Genomic DNA, 22,284 nt, shown 5'->3' with positions numbered 1-22,284 from the left:
TATAAACTCTTCTATTAGCAATAAAACAGAATCCAAAACTGTCAATAATTACAAAATATCCAAAATATCCTCTGTATCCAAGTATGCAGCTTAACAATTAGAAGTTTTCTTAAAAATCGAAATAAAACAAAGAAGCTGCCCTTTTTGGACAGCTTCTTTGTTATGTATTAGTAATTCTTACAATTAATATTTTCAGGTCATTCATATTAATTACCATTCCACTTTGGTAGTCGCATGCGCTCGTGAATAACTGCTGCCGAATCACGATAAATACGCATACTCTTTGTTACATATTCTACTTTTTCGTAATATGTAGCACGTTCGAGAAAATCGGATGTTGGCAAAAAATACATTTGAAAATAAAACAAAGAATCTCCTTTTAATTTAGTCAAATCAACAGTTAAAGGTTTCCACATTAGCTCTGCCTTATCTTGTTCTAGCTCCCGATCAAAAACACGTTGTAGTCTTCTTGAATTCTTACCCAATTTACTCAAATGACTATATAACTTATTAATACTAATAGCAACTCCTCCTAGAGGATTTATAGCAATTGGTTTTTTATTATCACCCCATAGATACGCTGTACGATATTGACTTTTCCGCGCATTATGCTTCTGCTCAGGAGTGGTTTCTTTAACAACACTTATTGTATCCATTTCCAATGTATCTCTCTTGATCGTATCTAGAATTGTCGGATGGTATAAATTCATAGTTTCCGTACCATAACTAATCCTAAATATTACTAAAATAAATCCGAGGAATAACAAATTACTGTTCATACAAAGAGATTATACACCTAAATATACAACCTCTATCAACTGAATGTAAACACTTTAACTTTAATTAACCTCCTAACTCCTTCGTTATCTCAGCGCCTATAAAATTTACTTCTTCGTCCATACCAAATAAAGGCAATCCTGTTTCTGGACTAAGCTTTAGCCAATTTGTATCTGAATCCTTAATAATTTGTACATATTCTTTGCCATCTTTGAAGATAGTATAAGTATCCTTTTCATCTGGGAAAACAGAATAAACAATCTCTCCAAATTCTAAATCAAAAGGCTCTTGCATTTCCATAATATTCAATTTTAATATACAAAGGTAATACTACTTAATAAGAAATTAAGTCAAAGTTTTGGAATAAAAAAAAAGTATTCCTTATATTTAAAGCACCAGTTATGAATATTCTTGAGAAGATCGCATTAACCAAAATCAAAGGTATTGGCCCAAAATTGAGCCGCACATTGTTAGCATACAATGGTTCTGTTGAGGAGATTTTCAAATGTTCTAAAAAACAACTTCTTACTATTCCAAATATTGGTGAAATAATAGCCAACACCATTGTTTCCAAATCATTTCTAAAAGAGGCTGAACAAGAATACGATTTTATTCAAAAGCATAATATCCAAATAGCTTGGATAGAAGATAATAATTATCCAAAACGCTTAAAAAATTGTGATGATGCCCCCATTCTATTATATCATAAAGGCACAAACTCCTTCAATCCATCACGAGCGATTAGTATTGTGGGAACACGTAATGCGACACAGTATGGTAAACGAATTTGCGAAAACTTTATTCAACAATTAAAAGAATATGACGTGCAGATCATCAGTGGTCTAGCTTACGGAATAGATAGCCTAGCACATCGCGAAGCACTAAAAAATGGGATTTCAACCCTTGGCATATTAGGCCACGGTTTGGATCGGATTTATCCTGCTGCCAACAGAGAGTTGGCAGCCCGCATGTTAGAAAATGGAGGTCTACTTACTGAATTTCCTTCTGGAACTAATCCTGACAGACAGAATTTTCCTATGCGTAATCGTATAATTGCTGGTTTGGCCGATGTAACTATTGTTATAGAAGCAGCACTCAAAGGAGGGGCACTTATCACCGCGGAAATAGCAAACACATACAATCGGGATGTATGTGCTTTCCCAGGAGGCATAGACCAAGAATATTCTGAGGGATGTAACTACCTCATCAAGACAAATCGAGCACACCTAATTCGAAATGCGGACGACCTCTCGTACTTGATGAATTGGAATAAAGATGATAGTAAAAATAAATCTAAACAATTGAAGCTAATTCCTGAGGACATGACAAGGGATGAGAAGAAAGTGTATGACTACATACATGAATCCGAACAAGCAAACATTGATGATATAGCCTTATTTTGCGATTGGCCACAGAGTAAACTAGCTATCGTATTACTAGAAATGGAAATGAAATCCCTTCTCATTTCCCTACCTGGAAAAACATATAAATTAATCTAACCAGTATAAACATCTATGACAACAGAAAAACAACAAACCAAAGGAATTTGGAAAGTAATTGGTGCCTCCTCTCTTGGGACTCTAATTGAATGGTATGACTTCTTTATCTTTGGAAGTCTATCCATCGTTATATCAACAAAATTTTTCCCTGCAGATAATCCTACAGCTGCTTTTTTATCGACACTAGCGACTTTTGCAGCCGGCTTTGTCGTAAGACCATTCGGAGCATTATTTTTTGGAAGATTAGGAGACCTTATTGGACGAAAATATACTTTTATGGTTACCCTAATGCTCATGGGTGGAGCCACATTCCTCATTGGATGTATTCCAAGCTACGATAGCATAGGCTTTTGGGCCCCTTTCTTAGTCTTAATATTAAGACTTTTGCAAGGCTTAGCATTAGGTGGTGAATATGGTGGTGCAGCGACTTACGTAGCAGAACATAGCCCTAAAGGACAGCGCGGCTATTGGACTTCTTGGATTCAAACTACCGCTACTTTCGGTCTTTTCGTATCACTTCTCGTGATCCTAATTACAAGAAATGTATTGAGCGAAGAACAATTTGATCTTTGGGGGTGGCGTGTACCATTTTTATTATCAATTGTGATGGTATACGTATCGTATTTGATTCGTAAAAACATGGATGAATCTCCTGAATTCAAACAAGCAAAATCTGAAGGTAAAACATCTACAAACCCACTTAAAGAGAGTTTTGGCAACAAATACAACATGAAATTCGTTTTGTTAGCCCTATTTGGAGCAGTGATGGGACAAGGTGTTGTCTGGTATACAGGGCAATTTTATTCCATGAGCTTCATGAAAACAGTGATGCATCTTCATACGGATCAAGCCGATATGATCTTAGGTATTGCCCTACTTTTTGGGACCCCATTTTTTATTGTATTTGGATGGCTATCAGACAAATTAGGCCGAAAATGGGTAATGCTAACAGGTATGGCACTAGCCCTCTTGACGTATCGACCAATCTACGAGCAAATGTACCAATTGACTAATGTGGACAACAAAGAAGAAATTACCTCCAAAAAAGAGGACTTCTTTGAAGTCGTTAATACAGAAAAAGGCAAAGATGAAGTAGTGACACATAAATCTCACTATACTGATGGATCCATTCTAACAACCATAACAACTACACATATTGTAAAAGACCAAAAAAGTGATGTGACAACTAAGAAAAGCATCACCATCGATGGAAGCAATTATATATATCTTATTTTATTAATTTTTATCCAAATCATCTATATTACCTTAGTATACGGACCTATAGCTGCATTTTTGGTGGAAATATTCCCTGTAAAGATTCGCTATACATCAATGTCACTACCATACCATATAGGTAATGGTGTATTTGGAGGTTTATTACCAGCAATTTCTACTTATCTCGCTACCAATGCACAAACTCAAATGGACCCCGAATTCTATTTAGCTGGTTTATGGTATCCAATCATCATTTCAGCGGTATGTTTTATCATAGGTGCATTATACATTAACAAGAACATTTACACTAAAAATTAATAAAATGGAATTATTAAAAAAGATATTGGGTGTAGTTTGGATATTACTATCACTTTTAACAGCATATTTTTGTATTGTGGAATTTGGATTCCCTAAACTACAAACAGGACACCAAGAAGACCTTGTTTTCGGGTTAATTATTGTATTTATTTTGACTCCAATAGTGTCATTAGGCCTAGGTGTATTTGGTTATTATGCGCTAAAAGGAGAATATGATGATAGCAAGATGTAATTTTTCTTATTGAACATCAATACTATAGGAAGATTATGGAGTTTTATTTTTGACAATCTCAAAATTTTCCTACTTTTGTGGTGGGTAAGTCCTTTACGACCAGCTCCCTTTGACTCCCCCAGGATGGGAACATAGCAAGGGTATTTGGTTGAGCGGTGCGATAAAGGGAGCTTGCCCACTTTTTGTTTCTATACTTTTCTAATCCTACCATCTCCATTATTTCTTTTAGCCATTATGTTTTACATTTAGCATATCTTTTCGTTTATTTGTAGTTCGAATAAACACTATTGTATGAGTTGGTTTAAAAGAAGTACGGCAGGTATAAGAACTGCAACAGCAAACAAAAAAGAGGCACCTGATGGGATGTGGGACAAATGTCCTTCGTGTAAAAAACCTCTTTTGAACTTAGAACAAATTGAGAACAAGTACGTTTGTCAGTATTGTGGTTACCACATTCGTATTGGTTCGGCAGCATATTTTTCCATTTTATTTGACGACAATCAGTTTACAGAATTATTTCCTAATTTGACAGCTGGTGACCCTTTAAATTTTGTTGATAGCAAGCCATATCATGAGCGACTAATTGAAAGCCAAAAGAAAACAGGCCTTAAAGACGCTTTACGCTCAGGTCATGGCAAATTGAATGGCCATGAAATCGTTATTGCATGTATGGATTTCAACTTCATTGGTGGTTCTATGGGATCAGTTGTGGGGGAGAAAATCGCACGTTCAATTGATTATTGTTTAGAACATAAATTACCGTTTATGTTGATTTCAAAATCAGGTGGTGCACGTATGATGGAAGCGGCATTCTCATTAATGCAAATGGCTAAAACATCAGCAAAATTAGCGCTATTGAGCCAAGCAAAATTACCTTACATCTGTTTATTGACAGACCCTACTACAGGTGGTGTAACTGCTTCATACGCGATGTTAGGTGATATCAATATTGCTGAGCCGGGTGCTTTGATTGGTTTTGCAGGCCCTCGTGTCATCAAAGAGACGATTAAAAAAGACCTTCCTAAAGGCTTTCAAACTTCGGAGTTTGTTTTAGAACATGGTTTCTTAGATTTTATTGTCGACAGAAGACAACTAAAAGATAAAGTTTCAACCTTCTTGAAACTTATAAAATAAAAGAACAAAGGTCATTCAAATTGAATGACCTTTGTTCTTTTATAATAAATCTAATTCTTTCAACATCCTTTCATGGTTATTCAGAAAGAATTTTGTTAGTCTATATTGATCCGTATCTTCATATTCAACATTCTTTATCCCCTTTTCATCCAAATGTAAAATCTCTGCATCAGGATAGGCTAATAATATGGGTGAGTGCGTAGCAATGATAAACTGTGAGTCTTGATTCAATAATTCTTTTATTCGCACCATCATATTCATTTGCCTAGATAAAGACAGTGCGGACTCAGGCTCGTCAAAAATATATAATCCTTTTCCACTAAATCTATTATGCAATAATGCCATAAAACTTTCACCGTGTGAACATTCATGAAGAGAATGTCCATATGCTCTTTCCAAACGATACGGCTCACCTTCATAAAGACGATTTACTTCACTAGCTACATTATAAAAACTTTCTGCACGTAAAAAATAACCATCTTTATTACGCCATGGAGTTCTTGTGATGTGGACATCTTCAAATAAAGCAGAATGAGAGTTCATCGTTTCAAAATTGAAATTTCGGCTGCCACCCTCGGGGTTAAATCCAGCTTTAATAGCGATAGCTTCCACCAAAGTAGATTTTCCCATCCCATTTTCACCAACGATAAAGGTTATTGGATTTGTAAATTCCAATTCCGTCAAATGACGAAGCGCTTCAATATTATAAGGGTAAGCTTTACGCTCTTTTTTAGGTTTTAGGTTTCTAATTTTTGAAATATAAATCATTACGAGTTGTTGGGATTGTATTAAATATAAAATTTATTACAAATACTTACAAAAACTCCAAAGCTTTTTGGACTTCAAATAGTTGAAATTAGATTCATTAGCGTATGCTTCACGCTCAAACGAAATATTACGATATGCTTTATGAAAATCACGAAACTGAATAAATCGAATAGTAAATTCAACTAAATACCAGATATAAAATGGAAGTATTAGTAGTTCCAAAGCTTGTAGGAGATGAATACGTTCGTGATTAAGCAAGACCTGATCTGTCTTTAACCCTCTTCTTCTCAAAAAGATAAATGGGAATATAGTAATAGCTTCAGCCTTACCAAAAGAAAAGACTTTAGTCCAAAATCTACTTACCAATACCTTACCTTTCATTTATACAAGTATACTTATTAAACCAACAACAATTATTCCTAACTTTAATATTTGAATACTACATTGTATATTTGTTAATATTAAGAAAAACACGTTACGGGTATGCCTTACAAAGAACGAGAAATAAATAAATTGTACTATACAATGGGAGAAGTCACTGAAATGTTTGGTGTAAATGCTTCTCAGGTTCGTTTTTATGAACGTGAATTTGATATTCTTCAACCCAAAAAGAATAAAAAAGGAAACCGTCTTTTTACTCAAGAAGATATTGCTAATTTGAAAATCATCTTCAACTTAGTAAAAGACAAAGGCTACACATTGCAGGGAGCGCGTGAATATTTGAAAGCGAATAAATCAGAAGCAAAAGAGAACCAACGTGTTGTTGATTCTCTAGAGCGTTTGAAATCTTTCTTAATTGAAGTTCGCGATAGTTTATAAATTAATTCAAAAACTCCAATACCTTATCAACCATTTTTGTACTGCCCAATATTGCAGGTACACGTTGGTGTAGTTCTGTAGGCTTTACTTCTAGTATACGTTCATTTCCAGTACTAGCTTTACCCCCAGCCTGCTCTATAATAAAAGCTATTGGATTACATTCATACATCAATCGTAGTTTACCATTAGGCTGTGATGCCGTCTCTGGGTATATAAACACGCCTCCAAGTAGTAAATTACGGTGAATATCTGCCACCATTGAACCGATATAACGTGAAGTATAGGGTCTATTGGTTGTCTTATCTTCCTCTTGACAATATTTGATATAGTTTTTAATACCTTGTGGGAATTTGATATAGTTACCTTCGTTGATCGAATAGATTTTTCCCGTTTCAGGAATTTTCATATTGGGATGGGATAAGCAAAATTCACCTATAGATGGGTCTAGCGTAAAACCATTTACACCTTTGCCAGTTGTGTAGACCAACATGGTAGATGAACCATAGATAATATATCCTGCTGCGACCTGTTCTAATCCGCTTTGTAAATAATCCTCTTCTGTTAATTCTTCTCCAACCGCACCTTTACGTCTATAAATAGAAAAAATAGTACCTACAGAAACATTGACTTCAATATTTGAGCTTCCGTCCAAAGGGTCAATACAAACAATATACTTGGCATTTTTTGAAATACCTGCATCTGTCAACAACACCCCTTCTTCTTGTTCTTCTGAAGCCACAAAACAACATTCACCACCACTCTTTAGTGCTGAGATAAATTGTTCATCGGCATACACATCTAGTTTCTTTTGATTCTCGCCAAAGATGTTGGTCGAATCACCGTTTGTCCCTAGAATATCAACCAATCCTGCTTTGTTTACTTCACGATTTACAATTTTTGCGGCAATACCAATGTCACGTAATAATCTGGAAAGTTCTCCTTTCGCGTAGGGAAAGTCAGCTTGTTTTTCAATGATAAACTGACCCAGTGTTTTTGTAGATGTCATAAATATAAGTTTCAAAAAGTAAAAATATGAAAATTTTTACCTTATATTCAACTCAATTATTTCCAAATTTTCAATTTTTCCACTATTTAGATCGAATCGCATTAATGTCCTTACCTTATGCCATCCATGTTTACCAGCCGCTCCAGGATTTAAATGCAACAACTGCAACTTTTGATCAAATTGAACTTTTAAAATATGGGAATGTCCACAGATAAAAAGTTTAGGCGGATTCTTTGTAATTTCTGATTTTACTAAGGAAGAATAACGCCCTGGATAGCCGCCAATATGCGTCATCCATACATCTACACCTTCACATTCAAAACGCAAATGCTCTGGACAGTGTAATTGTATTGTCTTATCATCGATATTGCCATACACACCACGAAAAGGTTTGAAAGCTTCTAATTTCTCGACAACCTCCAAAGAACCAAAATCACCTGCATGCCAAATTTCATCACAATCTTTGAAGTGATTAAAAACCGCATCGTCAAGATAGCTATGCGTATCTGAAAGCAATCCAATTTTCTTCATATTACTAAAATGCTAAAAAGAAAGGTTTTAATAAAATTCGATAGCCATCGGAATACACTCCCTGTGATTCATAAATAATGAATTCTTCAGTAGAAATCTCAGTTCTCAATTTACTAAGTGTTATAATATGGCGAATGACCTCTGTTTCTTCAAAAGATTTTATCAATATTTTCTTAACTATATGCAGTCCTATTTTTTCTCCTTCTGCGGCTATATACTCCGCCAATTCTACAGGCAATATTAATGTTAACTGTCCGTGATCAGAAATATTTTCATTCGCAAATACCAAAAGCTTATCAAAAAAATCAAAATCAGCATGACGCGCCAATTTCTTACGCGCATCAGGATTATGTAGAGAATTCGTATAAAAAGGGGGGTTACTAACTATCAAATCATATTTTTCAACAGATTTCATAGTTTCAAAAGAACCTAAAATTGCATTTAACCTTGAAGTAAACTTTGAATTTTCAAAATTCAATCTAGAAGCTTTGTAAGCATCTTCATCTATCTCAACGGCATCCACAATAGTATGCGGAAATTGCTGTGCTAACATGATGGCTATAACACCAGTTCCTGTTCCAATATCTAAAATTCGCAAAGGGTGCTTCGAAGAAATTAGAGCCCCTAATAAAACGCCGTCTGTGTTTATTTTCATTGCACATCCTTGTTGATTTATTTCGAACTCTTTAAACCTAAATACTGATCCCATGTCTAACAAAGGTAGCCAATTTACAATTGAAGAAATTGTTTTTTATGTATACTTTAGCTATAAACTAACCATTATGATGATAATCAGAAATCTATCCTTACTATTCTTTTTCATGTTGTCAATGACTCCTGGTAAGGCTCAAAATAACTGTGAACAGATTTCTACTCTATCCTTAGAAAAACTAATTTCACTTCTTAAGAAAAACGATGTTCCGAATATCTTAACTATAATGAACACCATTGAAGCAAATTGTGGAGAAAATGAATTTACTCTACGAACAAGACTAATTTACCAAGTAATTAACAAAGAAAATACAGATGCAATTTATACACGATATATCAAAAATAAATTTGATGAAACACTTATCAAACGTTGGGATAATGCCTCGGACACAGATTATCAAAACATTTATGCTAAAAATAAGAAATCATTCAACTTTGTACCATTACGTCATCCTACAGATTCACTATTAAAAATCAAAGCCTCAGCTATATTAAATTCTCCTTCTTACTCCACAATCAATAACAATGATGTGGCCATACTTCACCTTTTTGCTGATGATATAGATGCCTATTTAAATATCATGCAACCAAAATCAGCACCTGATAAAAAGATGAAGGAGCGAATCGAAAATGAACAACACAAGGAAAAGAACACATTTGGTGTACATGCGGGCTCATTCATGCCTATTGGTGAAAATATTTACTTTAAAAATTCATTTACAGGAGGATTATCGTACATGTCGCCATTCATAAATGACTTCGTATTCGATGTACATTATAAATTTAGAATTCATTCCAATGCACCAGCTTTTGATTTTATGTACAAAGACGAATTAAGAGAAGTGGCATCAAATTCTAGCCATGTAGTTGCAGTAGGTCTTGGCTATAAGTTATTGGATAAAAGCAGATTTATTATTTTGCCAAAAGTAAATATAGGGTATGGTGTTATCTGGACAGGTTTGTCTGAAACAGTTTATGGTGAAGATGATGAAGGTAATGAAACAGAGTTTATGCAGTTAAGGAATGTTCAAACTTTACATTCATCATTGGGCATTGCACTAATGAGACATATTAAAAACAAAACCTATATAGGAGTTGAAAGCAATGTACACTTAGTTCCTTATACATGGGACGGCAGATTGCATTCTACCATCCCATCCAAATATGCTTCTTTAGAATTTTTTGTTCGTTTTTAACTTTTCAGTACGCGTTGAATCTCGTCCAATTTCATCAATGCTTCGACAGGAGTCAATGTATTGACATCAAGATTATTCAACATATCACGTATTTTCTCTAACACTGGGTCATCAATCGCAAACATTTGCAGTTGATGAGCTTGCTTTTGGATTTTCCGCATACTATCCTTTATTTGCTCTCCCCCTGTACGTTCCTGTTCTAATCGTTTCAAGATTTCAGAAGCTCGACCAACTAATTTGGATGGCATACCCGCCAATTTAGCCACATGAATACCAAAACTATGCTCCGATCCACCAGGAACTAATTTGCGCAAGAATATCACTTTATTGTTTACTTCTTTGACCGTGACATTATAATTTTTAATACGCGGCATAGAATTGTTAAGCTCATTCAATTCATGGTAGTGTGTAGCAAACAATGTTTTGGCCCTTGCAGAAGGATGATTATGCAAAAATTCGGCTATCGCCCAGGCAATGGAAATACCGTCGTACGTACTTGTTCCTCGACCAATTTCATCAAGCAGAATCAACGAACGATCTGAAAGATTGTTCATTATACTCGCTGTCTCGTTCATCTCTACCATAAATGTAGATTCTCCAGAAGATAAGTTGTCTGAAGCTCCTACCCTAGTAAAAATCTTATCAACTAATCCAATATGTGCTTCTTTGGCTGGCACAAAAGAACCTATTTGCGCCATCAAAACAATTAGTCCTGTCTGACGTAATAAAGCCGACTTACCTGCCATATTTGGCCCCGTTATGATGATGATCTGTTGCGATTCAGGATCTAAATAAGTATCGTTCGTAATATAGTCTTCACCAATTGGAAGGTTTCTTTCAATGACTGGATGACGCCCTCCTTTGATATCAATGATCTTTAAATCGGATATATCGGGTTTTGTATAATAATTTTTTTGTGCTATTGTCGCAAAATTTAATAATACATCCAATTTTGCTATCAATTGCGCATTGAGTTGAATAGGCTTTATATATTCAGCTATGGAAACTAATAATTCTCCATAAATTCTATTTTCAATAACTTGAATCTTCTCTTCAGCGCCAAGTATTTGTTCTTCGTACTCTTTAAGTTCTTCCGTAATATAGCGCTCTGCATTAACCAGTGTTTGTTTACGAATCCAACTTTCAGGCACTTTATCTTTATGCGTATTGGTCACTTCTAAATAATAACCAAACACATTATTAAACGCTATCTTTAAGGAAGGAATGCCTGTCGCTTCTGCCTCTCTACGCTGAATCTCTACCAAGTACCCCTTACCTCCGAATGCGATTTTACGCAACTTGTCCAAATCAGCATCCACACCATCCGCAATAACATTACCCTTATTGAGTAAAACAGGCGGCTCTGCCTGAATAGTTTGCTCTATCTTCTCACGAATAATTGTACAAGCATTCAACTGTTCAGAAATCATACGCAAAGCTTCTGACTCTGCAATATTCGTCAATTCCTTCAGTTTTTCAGTAGCATAAAGCGAACGTTTTAACTGTATAATTTCACGAGGATTAGCTTTGAGCAAACCAATTTTAGAAATTAAACGTTCTAAATCTCCTACCTGCTTTATCTCTTGAATCAATTGCTCGCGCAAATCTTGATTCTGATAGAAATAATCCACTACATTAAGACGTTCTTGGATTGATTTTCTATCCTTCAAAGGCATGACAATCCATCGTTTTAATAATCGAGCTCCCATTGGAGAAGCTGTCTCATCCAAAACATCAGACAGTGTAATTGCATTTTCATTTGCCGAGCCAATCAATTCCAAATTTCGAATCGTAAAACGATCCAACCACATATAGCGGTCTTCTTCAATACGTGAAATATTTGAAATATGCTGAAGGTTACGATGTTCGGTTTCATTTAGATAATGTAATGCCACACCTGCAGCAACAATTCCAATTGGCATTCTATCAATACCAAATCCTTTAAATGAATTAACCTCAAAATGCTTTAGCAAAGTTTCATTTGCATAGTCGCCAGAATATGGCCATTCATCCAAGAAATACGTATAATACGAAGGTCCAAAATGCTCTAAAAATTCTTTAGACTGTTTTCTCGGCATGATTACCTCAGTAGGCTTAAACCCTTGAAGCAACTTATCAATATAATTGACACTTCCCTGTGCAACTAAAAACTCTCCCGTCGAAATATCTAGGAATGATACACCGACCACTGATTTTTCTATATAAATGGAAGCTAGATAATTATTGGATTTTTGATGTACGATGTTATCGCTATATGACACACCTGGTGTAATCAATTCCGTGACCCCACGTTTTACTATAGTTTTTGTTTGTTTTGGATCTTCGAGTTGATCACAGATAGCAACACGACATCCTGCACGAACCAATTTTGGCAAATACGTTTCAAGTGAATGATGAGGAAAGCCCGCCAAAGCAGTCTCAGATTCTGTACCATTGCCTCTTTTGGTCTGAACGATACCCAAAATTCCTGCAGCTTTGATTGCATCTTCACCAAACGTCTCGTAAAAATCACCTACACGAAATAACAACAATGCACCTGGATATTTAGCTTTAATGCTATTATATTGCTGCATTAGAGGAGTTTCTTTCTTTGCCTTTGTCAATGGAAAATAAATTTTAGTTGAGTTGTAAAAATAAGATAAATGCTGTGATTTGACAAGGACAAAAAAGCATAAGAAATAGCTTAAAATATCTCGTAATAATTTTTGTTATTACTTTTTTCTCAGTATTCTTTCCATTTTCTTACCTTTTGCTAGTTCATCGATTAATTTATCTAAATAGCGTGCTTTTTGAGTCAATGGATTTGTGATTTCTTCGACTCTATACCCACAAATTGCACCTGTTATCAAATTGGCATTTTCATTTAATCTAGCCAAATTAAAGAATTCTTCAAAAGTTGCCTTATTACGAATATACGCTTGCAATTCTTCTTCCGAAAAACCAGTCAACCATAAAATTACTTCATGTAGTTCTTCTTTCGTTCGTCCCTTTGTTTCAACTTTCTTCACATAATGTGGATACACTGAAGCAAAAATCATCTTTGCGATTTTTTCGTCATGATGGCTCGTGTCTTTCATAAAAATTTAAATTTATTTCAAAATCTCCCTCTACCGATAGCATACCAATTGGAAATTTATTACTATACAAGTTACAATTCCTGATGCAAATTGTCTATTTTTTATTTAGGTTTGCATGCAAATACCGTATCAAATAGTCATGGCTATTCAAAGAACAAACTCAACTTCTACACGTAAAAAATCAAACACAAGAAAATCAACTTCAAAGAACTGGTTTCAATTGACCAAAAAATGGAGTTTAAGAATAATCGTTGGATTTTTCATAGTAACAATATTTTGGGTCTTAGCCCTGAAATTTATCAATCCCCCTATCACATACTTGATGATAAAGAGAGGGTTTGAATGGAAAGCTGAAGATAAGGGATTTAAGATTGAAAAAGATTGGTTGAGTTATGATGAGCTTTCTACTAACCTTAAGAAGGCTGCCCTTGCAGGTGAAGATGCGCATTTCATGACGCATAATGGTTTCGACACCAAAGCAATTATGGAAGCATTTGAAAAGAACAACGATGGCAAACCACTTCGTGGTGGATCAACAATATCACAGCAGACAGCAAAAAATGTATTCTTGTGGCCTGAGCGATCATGGTTACGAAAAGGATTAGAAACCTATTTTACTTTTCTAATTGAAATTTTCTGGTCTAAAAAACGAATTTTGGAAGTTTACCTGAATGTGATAGAAATGGGACAGGGTGTATACGGCGCAGAAGCCGCAGCACAGTATTATTTTGATAAATCGGGTAAAAGCCTTTCAAAGAAAGAAGCGGCCTTAATTATTGCGATCCTTCCCAACCCTCGCAAATGGGACGCAAGAAGACCCTCTCGATATGTAAATTCAAGAGCTAATAGTATTGTCAGGTATTTAAATCATTATACAGTGCCGGAATAGAAAAAATATTATTACAACAAAGGACCATCTTAAAGATGGTCCTTTGTTGTAATAATATTTAAAAAAATCAGCTATTTAGTAAGCCCAGGTAGCCCAAGCCTTGCCATCTGACACACTCACCATATCGTATATTTGATCTCTTGTCCCACCTCCCTTTACTCGTATAATATAATATCCTTCTGGTTGCGTATACTGCGCCACATACTTATTAAAGGTATCGGTTGCAGCACTAGGAACCGTTCCTGATGTTCCCGTCTGTGTAAAAATTACAATTCCATTCTCATTAATTGTCGTTTTGAATATAGGACCGTAATTTGTACTTGCAACTATACGAGCTACATGATTTGATACAGTAGCAGTAGGAGCCACGAAATCAAGTCTTCTAAAACCCGCCAGTGTCTTTAATCCCAACCCGTCATCTGAGCCATTAGCATGAAAACCCTCATACGCAGAAACATAACCACTTGCTGCTGTCCAATCAATCCATAGCTTAGGCACATTAACCTCATACTTAAGCGGTTTTGTCTCTTCTTTAATTACAAATTCTTTACCACCAAAGGTAGTTGCAACGACTGCTTTCGCTTGGTCATCATACCGAAAATCATTTAAACCATTAATCTCTGTGTCACCTAATTTTATAGTCTGAAAAAAGCGCAACCTATTACCTACATTAAAATAATTAACATCTTTAATAACAAGCTCATCATTTTCTAAATATTTTAAGGTAAACCTCTTATTGGCATCATTAATATTAATTTCACAATCAATCCCTCCAACATTAACACGTCTAAAATAAGTTTGTAGCTTATTATATTCATTTTTAATATCCTGATAGATATTAAAAGAATCATCTAACTCTTTCTTACTTTTAGCTTTAATAAGAAAAAATTTACTTTTATTCAAAACACCCTCTAACTCAATAGTATCTTGAGAGGCCCTAATAAACTGAAATTCAAAGTCAGTAATCTGTCCTTCACCTATCTCACCACCACTTACATTAGATGAAGGGTCATTAATTATATGAATTGTAGAATATGTGTCAAATATCAGAGTAGGCTTTTGTAATGCTCTCAAAATGTATGAACTTTCTGCATTTGTCTTTGCATAATCAGAAGACATATTTACTCTATTCTTATCGCTAAATGCCATTTTAAAAACATGTACTTTTTCAGTTCCTGTTAATAAATATCCTATCCACCCAAATTCGGTGTCTACTAAATGTTTTTCATAATCAGCTAATGTCATATTAAGCCTTTTATCAGGACTTTCCAAAATTGCTGAATCATCTTTTTTACATGAAAAAAGAGTTATAAAAAAAAGACCAAATAATAAATAATTTTTCATAATTATTAAGTTTAAAGAATACCGTATATATATGATGTAGGATCTCCTGTTTTAAAAATTCCTCCAAAGACTTCTTTTGATTGAGGTATTATATTATCAATCCATTGTATTTTAAACTCTTGATCTTTAAAATAATTTAATAATGGTGCAATTTTTCCCTCTATTGCTCGAGCATTTACATAATTAGCAGTGGTAGGTTGTGTATCAGCGTACTTCATCGTAAAAACTCCATCAACAATACTCACATCAAAATTAAAATCTGCATTCACGCCATTCAAATTCGTCGCAGATAATTCTACAGTGTTAACGCGTAATACAATTCTCGTTGCACTAGTAAAAGACAAAGTTATATTATCTACATATTGGGGTTTCGCGTCCGCTTTCAAACTTGTATTTGCTGTATTAAAAGCAGTTAAAAATTTTGAAGAAAGTTTGGTAACTTTTTGAGGATTAATATTGAGAGAAGTAAATCGTTTCCCTATTCCAAGCAAATTATGAAAATCGGGTGTTTTTACTTGATCATCAATAGCTTTTTGAGTAACCTTTTGTAATTCGGCTAATTCTATACCCCACTTGTCTTTCAAATAATCAATTACAAACTGTCTTTTCAATAACAATTTATTGCGAGCATCTTCATTCTTTTCATAAATACCTGTTTCACTTCTTTTAATTACAGTCCCGTTTTTCACAAACAAATTGTTTATAACATTATCGAAGTAAGCTTCTCCTCCTTCTAATAAAGTGGCTATCATCTCCACAAAATCGTCGTCCTTATTTGACCTAGAATATGCGGTAATAAACCCTAGATCACGAGCTTGAACATCAGTAAAATTAAACCAAGTAGCCGTATAATCAGCTGGAGTTACCTTTTGATATTCTGGAGATATGGCTATGTTCTGATGAAGTATGTGTCCAAATTCATGATGCATCGTATGTAAGATTTGCTTTACTGCATTCTTATTTGATGCATTGAAAGTATTTAAATTCAACATAACAATCTTTCTTCCAGCCTCTGCGGTGCCTAATGTAACAGTACCATTAGAGTTATAAGAAGGGCTTCCAGCAAGATAAAATTGCTTTTGTGCATAAGTCTTGAAGAAATCATCTCCCTTCACAGTAACATAGGGCTCAATCCATGTCCTTTTTATTACATCCATAACTGGCTTTACAAGATCCTCCTTAATCGGAACTATCGTCTTATATATATCACCTAATTCAGATCTATCCCATTTATATTTGACTTCAATATTATATGGTTTTATATAATTATCAAACAACCAATTATCTAGTTCGGTTTTTGCCCACTGTTCTCCTCCTAACCCAGTCAAGTCGGCAGTCAGTACTTCATCTTTTTTGCATGAATTCATTAGAAACAATGATAATACTATGCATGAAACGAATTTTAATCTCTTTTTCATAATTCTCATTTATGATTTATTATTATCTAGGATTTGCCTCCAAACCAATGGCTATTGCATTTTCTGGAATTTGTAATACTTTTCTATTATCATCTGCACTAATAGAAATATTTATTTTACCATCCGCACTAATATGCTCAAAAGCAATTTTATGTCTTAAAATATCAAACCAACGCATTCCCTCATGGATATATTCAATTTTCTTAAAATTAAGTATTGATTCAATGAGGGCCTGCGAGGACGTTTTACCAGTAAAAAAAGCAGTTGCCTTTTGTTCTGAAAATTTATCGTTTACAGCTGAATAACTTACTAACCGCTTTGAAAGGTAAACATCAAGATCAGCAATACATGCTGCATTATTGCCTAAGCTTGCATGAGCTTCTGCTCTATTAAACAATACCTCCTCTGTCGTAAATAAAGGAATCATATTATAAGCATCACCAAAATTTGCACTTATAGAAGGTTTCACGAAATGTTCTCTAAATTTTGGTAAATTGTAAACCAGCTCTGTCCCTCCAAATATTTTATTTGCTTGCGCAAAAGTTTTTCTCGCAGGATTTGAATTAGATAAAAAGACCTTTTGCAGTACACTCTCTGAAAGCGCATAGGTATATCCAGCATAGTTTCTTCCCCAAGAAGTTTTTGCTTCTTGTAATAAAAGATTAGCTGGCTCAGTAGAATTTGTATAAATAGCTTCTAATTCATAATAACCAAATCCACTATAAACCGTATTCCATGCTCGTAAATTGTTTCCAATAGCTTCAGTTGTGTAAACCTTATTCGCGAACTCTATGACTTTTTGGTATTCCTGCTTGAATAAATAAAACCTAGTCGCAAATGCGTACGCTGCTTTTGTATTGAAATGATATTTTGGAACAGTATATTTTTGATCACTAATTAATGAAATTCCTTCCAATAGATCTTTTTCAATATTATCATAAACACTTTTTACTGTTCCTCTAGAGTATGACCCTTCCACGACTTTTTGTGGATCAATAACATAAGGAATACCAAGATCAGTTGAAGCAGTTTGTGGGTCGTAAGATTTAGCAAAAAATGTCACAAGCATAAAATGCGAATATGCCCTAGCTACTAAAGCTTCACCTCTATCTGCTCGTGTAGCTGACGTCTCTTCAAGTTTAGATAATGCCTCCAAAGCATAATTTGCGGCAGCTATTGCATTATAACAAGCATTCCAATAAAATGGAGGAGAATCAGTATCGCTAGGATCTAATTGATCTTTGAACATCCAGGCAAATTGATTCACAAATGTTTTTCCATTATTACCTTTATCACCAGCTAAGTCACTCATAGATTCCGCCATAGTAATATAGCTACCCTTTGGATAAGCATTAGCTAATAATTCACTAACCTTTTCTTGTGAATTAAGTTCTGTTCGATCATCAGGTTGATGATCTAATATTTTTTCACATCCTGTATTTATACTGACAAATAATATGCAAATGATAAATAATAGTTTATTTTTCATAACGTTAAAATCCAACTTTTAATGATAAAGTATATTGTTTAGGTATTGGTAACGCTACCCCACCTGAGGCAAAAAATTCAGGATCTTGTCCTTTTAATTTTTTATCAGAATAAATCAGCCAAGGATTATTCGCGGCCAATGTTAATGACGCCCTTGTTCCACGAATTTTTTGAGCTAATTTTTCCGCAAAGTTGTAAGTGAAAGTAACTTGTTTAAGTTTCAAAAATCCTCCATCAGCAATTCTTATCGAAGAATAATTATATGTATTGAATGGATACCCATCTACATACAATGAGTTTAAAACATACAATAAAGATGGCACGTTGGTAAGCTCCTCGTCTCCAGGCAAAGTCCACCTATCCTTAAACTCATTTGGCATAGCATCTAAATCTGTATAATTAGAACTAAAAGCTGGATTTAACCGGATTTTGTTCCCCATAGAGAAGGTCAATAAAGTACCTAAACTGAAGTTTTTATAACTCAAAGTATTAAAGAATCCACCCGTTAATTTAGGATCTGTTGGTCCTTCATATTTTAAGAAAGAAGTTTCTAAACTTTGTAAGTTAACATCTGTCGATTCCTCACCTTCTTGATTGATAAATGTTGGTATCCCTTCATCATGTGACAACCCCTTAAACTCTATGGAATAAAGCCCTCTATAAGGTTTCCCCAATTGAGGCCCACCATCTGCTGTTACTAAACCAAAAATACTTTCTCTTCCATTAAGCGTTACAATTTTGTTTTCATTATATCCAAAATTGAAATTACTAGTCCAATTCCAACTGTCAGATTTCAATATTGGACCACTTAAAGTCACCTCTATGCCCTTTGATTTCATATCGGCATAATTAGCATTTGTAATATATTGACCTGTAATACCTGAGGTTCGAATAGGACTAATCAAATCAAATCCATCTCTCTTATACAAATCAACAGTCAAATTCAATTTATCGTTAAAAAAACCCAAATCAAATCCAAGATTAGTTTCATATTGTTTTTCCCATGTTAGTTCAGAGTTTTCAATGTACTCTAAATTCATTACAGACTCTGTCTCTGTCAAATATGGTCTCAAGGCACTTCCATTTCGCAAAATAAGAGCTGAGTTGGTAGCTGTGCCTAGACTCGCGGTCAACCCATAAGTCATCCTAATTGCAGCACGATTAAGTATTTTAGTGAAGTCCTTACCAACATAAAAACTTTCTCTGTCAATGTTCCAAGCTCCAGAAATATTCCATGTAGGTAACCATCTTGCCTTTGCAGATTTACCAAGCTGATTCGAACCATCATACCTTCCTGTTGCATTAATAGAGTATTTCCCATCATAAGAGTACGCTCCTCTCCCCATAAATGCGACGAAACGATCATACTTATTATTCATTCCATAATAATTCAAATTACTCATCACTGCTTGCTTCACAATATTAGGGTCTATGAAAGGTACTCCACCTTTATCATATTGATAGCCGTAACCAATCATATTTCTATTTTGTCTGCTAGCTAATCTTATCTCTTGAAAACCATAAAAATTTATCAAATGTTTATCATCGATTGATTTATCAAATTCTAAAGAATTTCTTACCATATAAGATTTTAAAAAATCATCATTAGTATTATAAAATCCTCCATATGGTAACACAACCACTTTCTGTCCTTCTGGACTTTCAGGGTCTCTAAATAAGAAATCATTAGCATCATTTGTAAATGCATCATAATTTGCTCTATAAGCATTTGCCATATTAGAATTTTCTCTTATTTTGTGTTCATTTGAACTTTTCACATACCTATAAGCACCTAATAAATCATAAGACAAGTTTTTCGTAATCTTATAATTGACACCTCCTTGCAATTTAAAATCCAACATGCTTAGATCAAGAGAATTATTATCCAGTTCATTCAGAATATTAAAATCAGCAAAATTACGAGTGAAATTTTCTCTATTTCCATGTTCATCGTATGCAGTTAAAGTTCTACTTGTGTTCAACGCATAGCTAAATGGATTAATATCAAAATCTCTTGAGAACCTTCCTTCGACAGGATTACTCACCCTACCGACAGTCCCTGGAGCTGATTGATTACGAATAGAACCTGCGGTAATGAATTTCACAGTTAGTTTATCTGATAATCTGTAGATATTATTCAAATTAGCGGTATAACGCTCTACATTATTTCCTGCAGCCCAACCATTATCATTTAAGTAACTTGTGGAAAAATAAGTTTGTGAACCCTCAGTTCCAGAAGAAAAGCTAACCGAATGCTCTTGCTGGAATGAATTTTTAAACAAAACATCAAACCAATCTGTATCTGTTAGTGCATATCTTGATAAAAAATTCTGTTTAGCTTCTGGTGTATTCTCTAATAAAAACCCTCCTTTAATAGGATCATAAGTGCTTATCATTTGATTCATCTTTGTAAATACTCCACCATCACGAGCTCTAGAAGAAGAAGAAAAATTCAAATATCCTTTACGTGACATCTCGCTGTACACTGACATTTGATCAGACGAATTCATGATATTGAAAGTATTATAGCTAGGCTTCAAATACGATGAAAAGTTTCCAGTGTATGAAACCATAGTTTTGCCAACACGTCCCTTTTTGGTAGTAATAACGACTACACCATTCATCGCTCTAGCACCATATTGAGCTGTAGCTGCAGCATCCTTTAATATATTAAAACTCTCTATATCATCAGCATTTAATCCAGCTACTGATGAGCCAATCAAAGTATTAATATCACCCGTAGATAATTGTTCATTTGATATATTAACAACATCTTCTAATATTACTCCATCGACTACCCATAAAGGTTTATTTTCTCCTGTAATTGATGTAGCACCTCTGACCCTTATTTTAGGAGCAGCACCGAATGTACCCGAAACATTTTGAACAGATACACCTGCAGCTCTTCCTTCTAACATTCGGCTAACATCAATTATACCATCTTGTTTTACATCTGAACCTTTCAGTGAAGTCGCAGAACCAGTAAATAATTTTCTATTTAGGTTTTGATATCCAGTAGCTATAACACTAACTTCTTCTATATTCGTAGAACCGTCAGATATTAAAACTACTCTAATATTATTAAGTGAAGACACTGCTGATCGTGCAGATTTATAACCTACGTATCGAACTTCTAAAGTGCTACCAATTGGTGCTACTATGGTAAATTTACCATCTTTGTCTGTTGTTGTAACATTGCTTGATCCAACCAAAATAACAGTTGCATTACTTATCGGATTTCCATCACTGTCAACTACAATCCCTGATGCATTTGTCTGTAATCGGCTCTCCCTACTTATTCTCTCCTGCGGCAATAAGCTCACTAAAATTGTATTAGATACAATTTTGTACTCAAATAAACTAGAAGAAAGGAGTTTACTAAGGACAAGATTCACATCTTCATTTTTTACATTGAGCGAGACTAATGAAGCCTTCGACAGTACATCGTCATTATAAAAAAACTTAAATGAAGTTTGGGCTGTAATTTGTTTAAAAGCATCATCAAGCTTTGCGTTTTTCAAATTTAAACTCACATGTTGAGCCTCTGAATTTGCAAACACAAATTGAAAACTCACTAACATTACAATCACGGACACTTTCATATAGAAAAAAATTTTACTGAGAAGGTATAATTGCTTATGCCTTACTCGTGGGAAGTAATTATTCATACATTTAGTAATGGTTTTACGTTAAAATTTAGTTAATTAATTAGATGTAGAAATGTTGGCGCACATCTATGATATTCATTAATTCAGTAATTAGTCTATTTTCATAATATTATTTTTTTTGGTTAGTTGATTAATTATGATTACAAATTATGCAGATCTTATCCTGATGGATCAAACACAGTCATTTTCAATCA

Annotated in this window: 20 protein-coding genes and 1 other RNA gene; 8 read left to right on the top strand and 13 right to left on the bottom strand. The window is 34.4% G+C overall.

Annotation, left to right across the window (positions count from 1 at the left end; translation table 11 throughout):
* Positions 1–206 precede the first annotated feature (206 nt).
* Together IPZ78_RS13810 and IPZ78_RS13805 are read right to left on the bottom strand one after the other, a co-directional pair.
* Complete coding sequence (locus IPZ78_RS13810; protein WP_225554578.1) at positions 207–710, bottom strand: hypothetical protein; 504 nt, start codon at positions 708–710, stop codon at positions 207–209.
* Between the two features lie 133 nt (positions 711–843).
* Positions 844–1,077, bottom strand: a complete 234-nt coding sequence (locus tag IPZ78_RS13805; protein ID WP_225554577.1) for a hypothetical protein — start codon at positions 1,075–1,077, stop codon at positions 844–846.
* A gap of 101 nt (positions 1,078–1,178) precedes the next feature.
* Here IPZ78_RS13805 and dprA point away from each other — a divergent pair, with 101 nt between their 5' ends.
* From dprA to accD, 5 genes are all read left to right on the top strand, one after another.
* Positions 1,179–2,276 (top strand): DNA-processing protein DprA, encoded by a 1,098-nt coding sequence (gene dprA, locus IPZ78_RS13800; protein ID WP_225554576.1) that lies wholly within the window; start codon positions 1,179–1,181, stop codon positions 2,274–2,276.
* Between the two features lie 15 nt (positions 2,277–2,291).
* Positions 2,292–3,809: an MFS transporter gene (locus tag IPZ78_RS13795; RefSeq protein ID WP_225554575.1), complete on the top strand. Its 1,518-nt coding sequence runs from the start codon at positions 2,292–2,294 to the stop codon at positions 3,807–3,809.
* Between the two features lie 4 nt (positions 3,810–3,813).
* The gene (locus tag IPZ78_RS13790; protein ID WP_225554574.1) at positions 3,814–4,041 is read left to right on the top strand and encodes a DUF6814 family protein; all 228 of its coding nucleotides are present in this window, start codon (positions 3,814–3,816) and stop codon (positions 4,039–4,041) included.
* A gap of 82 nt (positions 4,042–4,123) precedes the next feature.
* An RNA gene (gene ffs / locus IPZ78_RS13785) (signal recognition particle sRNA small type) lies at positions 4,124–4,221 on the top strand.
* Positions 4,222–4,332: 111 nt separating this feature from the next.
* Entirely contained in the window at positions 4,333–5,175 is an 843-nt protein-coding gene (gene accD / locus IPZ78_RS13780) for an acetyl-CoA carboxylase, carboxyltransferase subunit beta (RefSeq protein ID WP_225554573.1), read from the top strand.
* Positions 5,176–5,214: 39 nt separating this feature from the next.
* Here accD and IPZ78_RS13775 read toward each other — a convergent pair whose 3' ends face one another.
* Both IPZ78_RS13775 and IPZ78_RS13770 read right to left on the bottom strand, forming a co-directional pair.
* A complete protein-coding gene (locus tag IPZ78_RS13775; RefSeq protein WP_225554572.1) occupies positions 5,215–5,943 on the bottom strand; it encodes an AAA family ATPase in 729 nt (242 codons plus the stop codon).
* A 36-nt stretch (positions 5,944–5,979) separates the two neighbouring features.
* Complete coding sequence (locus tag IPZ78_RS13770) at positions 5,980–6,324, bottom strand: hypothetical protein (RefSeq protein WP_225554571.1); 345 nt, start codon at positions 6,322–6,324, stop codon at positions 5,980–5,982.
* 102 nt (positions 6,325–6,426) lie between these two features.
* On the opposite strand from IPZ78_RS13770, the gene IPZ78_RS13765 reads away from it, so the two are divergent.
* On the top strand, positions 6,427–6,762 hold the full coding sequence (locus tag IPZ78_RS13765; protein WP_225554570.1) for a MerR family transcriptional regulator: 336 nt from the start codon (positions 6,427–6,429) through the stop codon (positions 6,760–6,762).
* 1 nt (position 6,763) lies between these two features.
* Here IPZ78_RS13765 and fbp read toward each other — a convergent pair whose 3' ends face one another.
* Genes fbp through IPZ78_RS13750 form a run of 3 tightly spaced genes read right to left on the bottom strand, consistent with a single transcriptional unit; the run spans position 6,764 to position 9,008 of the window.
* On the bottom strand, positions 6,764–7,768 hold the full coding sequence (gene fbp, locus IPZ78_RS13760) for a class 1 fructose-bisphosphatase (protein ID WP_225554569.1): 1,005 nt from the start codon (positions 7,766–7,768) through the stop codon (positions 6,764–6,766).
* 36 nt (positions 7,769–7,804) lie between these two features.
* Positions 7,805–8,299 carry a metallophosphoesterase family protein gene (locus tag IPZ78_RS13755; RefSeq protein ID WP_225554568.1) on the bottom strand — a complete coding sequence of 165 codons (495 nt, stop codon included), beginning with the start codon at positions 8,297–8,299 and terminating at the stop codon, positions 7,805–7,807.
* Between the two features lie 4 nt (positions 8,300–8,303).
* Entirely contained in the window at positions 8,304–9,008 is a 705-nt protein-coding gene (locus IPZ78_RS13750) for a tRNA1(Val) (adenine(37)-N6)-methyltransferase (protein WP_225554567.1), read from the bottom strand.
* A gap of 73 nt (positions 9,009–9,081) precedes the next feature.
* Between IPZ78_RS13750 and IPZ78_RS13745 the strand changes: the two genes are divergently transcribed.
* A complete protein-coding gene (locus IPZ78_RS13745) occupies positions 9,082–10,206 on the top strand; it encodes a hypothetical protein (protein WP_225554566.1) in 1,125 nt (374 codons plus the stop codon).
* Here the strand turns inward: IPZ78_RS13745 and mutS are convergent.
* Together mutS and IPZ78_RS13735 are read right to left on the bottom strand one after the other, a co-directional pair.
* Complete coding sequence (gene mutS, locus IPZ78_RS13740; protein WP_262903878.1) at positions 10,203–12,779, bottom strand: DNA mismatch repair protein MutS; 2,577 nt, start codon at positions 12,777–12,779, stop codon at positions 10,203–10,205. The genes IPZ78_RS13745 and mutS overlap by 4 nt on opposite strands.
* A 138-nt stretch (positions 12,780–12,917) precedes the next feature.
* Entirely contained in the window at positions 12,918–13,283 is a 366-nt protein-coding gene (locus tag IPZ78_RS13735; protein WP_225554564.1) for a DUF2200 domain-containing protein, read from the bottom strand.
* A 139-nt stretch (positions 13,284–13,422) separates the two neighbouring features.
* Here IPZ78_RS13735 and mtgA point away from each other — a divergent pair, with 139 nt between their 5' ends.
* Complete coding sequence (gene mtgA / locus IPZ78_RS13730; RefSeq protein ID WP_225554563.1) at positions 13,423–14,172, top strand: monofunctional biosynthetic peptidoglycan transglycosylase; 750 nt, start codon at positions 13,423–13,425, stop codon at positions 14,170–14,172.
* A gap of 75 nt (positions 14,173–14,247) precedes the next feature.
* Here the strand turns inward: mtgA and IPZ78_RS13725 are convergent, their stop codons facing one another.
* Genes IPZ78_RS13725 through IPZ78_RS13710 form a run of 4 tightly spaced genes read right to left on the bottom strand, consistent with a single transcriptional unit; the run spans position 14,248 to position 22,024 of the window.
* On the bottom strand, positions 14,248–15,516 hold the full coding sequence (locus IPZ78_RS13725) for a DUF4302 domain-containing protein (protein ID WP_225554562.1): 1,269 nt from the start codon (positions 15,514–15,516) through the stop codon (positions 14,248–14,250).
* A gap of 11 nt (positions 15,517–15,527) precedes the next feature.
* A complete protein-coding gene (locus tag IPZ78_RS13720; protein WP_225554561.1) occupies positions 15,528–16,934 on the bottom strand; it encodes a zinc-binding metallopeptidase in 1,407 nt (468 codons plus the stop codon).
* A 22-nt stretch (positions 16,935–16,956) separates the two neighbouring features.
* On the bottom strand, positions 16,957–18,423 hold the full coding sequence (locus tag IPZ78_RS13715) for a RagB/SusD family nutrient uptake outer membrane protein (RefSeq protein ID WP_225554560.1): 1,467 nt from the start codon (positions 18,421–18,423) through the stop codon (positions 16,957–16,959).
* Between the two features lie 4 nt (positions 18,424–18,427).
* The gene (locus IPZ78_RS13710) at positions 18,428–22,024 is read right to left on the bottom strand and encodes a SusC/RagA family TonB-linked outer membrane protein (protein WP_225554559.1); all 3,597 of its coding nucleotides are present in this window, start codon (positions 22,022–22,024) and stop codon (positions 18,428–18,430) included.
* Positions 22,025–22,284 lie beyond the last annotated feature (260 nt).

It is taken from the genome of Sphingobacterium bovistauri (assembly GCF_020295405.1).
Lineage (GTDB): Bacteria > Bacteroidota > Bacteroidia > Sphingobacteriales > Sphingobacteriaceae > Sphingobacterium > Sphingobacterium bovistauri.
The sequence above is the reverse complement of the archived record's forward strand: the minus strand, read 5'-3'. Positions and strand labels throughout refer to the sequence as shown.

What these genes read in the sequence shown, in the direction of transcription:
- IPZ78_RS13715 (WP_225554560.1), bottom strand. Translation starts at nt 18,423, where the DNA reads ATGAAAAATAAACTATTATTTATCATTTGCATATTATTTGTCAGTATA.
- IPZ78_RS13710 (WP_225554559.1), bottom strand. Translation starts at nt 22,024, where the DNA reads ATGAAAGTGTCCGTGATTGTAATGTTAGTGAGTTTTCAATTTGTGTTT.
- accD (WP_225554573.1), top strand. Translation starts at nt 4,333, where the DNA reads ATGAGTTGGTTTAAAAGAAGTACGGCAGGTATAAGAACTGCAACAGCA.
- IPZ78_RS13750 (WP_225554567.1), bottom strand. Translation starts at nt 9,008, where the DNA reads ATGGGATCAGTATTTAGGTTTAAAGAGTTCGAAATAAATCAACAAGGA.
- IPZ78_RS13720 (WP_225554561.1), bottom strand. Translation starts at nt 16,934, where the DNA reads ATGAAAAAGAGATTAAAATTCGTTTCATGCATAGTATTATCATTGTTT.
- IPZ78_RS13755 (WP_225554568.1), bottom strand. Translation starts at nt 8,299, where the DNA reads ATGAAGAAAATTGGATTGCTTTCAGATACGCATAGCTATCTTGACGAT.
- IPZ78_RS13725 (WP_225554562.1), bottom strand. Translation starts at nt 15,516, where the DNA reads ATGAAAAATTATTTATTATTTGGTCTTTTTTTTATAACTCTTTTTTCA.
- fbp (WP_225554569.1), bottom strand. Translation starts at nt 7,768, where the DNA reads ATGACATCTACAAAAACACTGGGTCAGTTTATCATTGAAAAACAAGCT.
- mtgA (WP_225554563.1), top strand. Translation starts at nt 13,423, where the DNA reads ATGGCTATTCAAAGAACAAACTCAACTTCTACACGTAAAAAATCAAAC.
- IPZ78_RS13765 (WP_225554570.1), top strand. Translation starts at nt 6,427, where the DNA reads ATGCCTTACAAAGAACGAGAAATAAATAAATTGTACTATACAATGGGA.
- dprA (WP_225554576.1), top strand. Translation starts at nt 1,179, where the DNA reads ATGAATATTCTTGAGAAGATCGCATTAACCAAAATCAAAGGTATTGGC.
- IPZ78_RS13770 (WP_225554571.1), bottom strand. Translation starts at nt 6,324, where the DNA reads ATGAAAGGTAAGGTATTGGTAAGTAGATTTTGGACTAAAGTCTTTTCT.
- IPZ78_RS13775 (WP_225554572.1), bottom strand. Translation starts at nt 5,943, where the DNA reads ATGATTTATATTTCAAAAATTAGAAACCTAAAACCTAAAAAAGAGCGT.
- IPZ78_RS13735 (WP_225554564.1), bottom strand. Translation starts at nt 13,283, where the DNA reads ATGAAAGACACGAGCCATCATGACGAAAAAATCGCAAAGATGATTTTT.
- IPZ78_RS13745 (WP_225554566.1), top strand. Translation starts at nt 9,082, where the DNA reads ATGATGATAATCAGAAATCTATCCTTACTATTCTTTTTCATGTTGTCA.
- IPZ78_RS13805 (WP_225554577.1), bottom strand. Translation starts at nt 1,077, where the DNA reads ATGGAAATGCAAGAGCCTTTTGATTTAGAATTTGGAGAGATTGTTTAT.
- mutS (WP_262903878.1), bottom strand. Translation starts at nt 12,779, where the DNA reads ATGCAGCAATATAATAGCATTAAAGCTAAATATCCAGGTGCATTGTTG.
- IPZ78_RS13795 (WP_225554575.1), top strand. Translation starts at nt 2,292, where the DNA reads ATGACAACAGAAAAACAACAAACCAAAGGAATTTGGAAAGTAATTGGT.
- IPZ78_RS13790 (WP_225554574.1), top strand. Translation starts at nt 3,814, where the DNA reads ATGGAATTATTAAAAAAGATATTGGGTGTAGTTTGGATATTACTATCA.
- IPZ78_RS13810 (WP_225554578.1), bottom strand. Translation starts at nt 710, where the DNA reads ATGAATTTATACCATCCGACAATTCTAGATACGATCAAGAGAGATACA.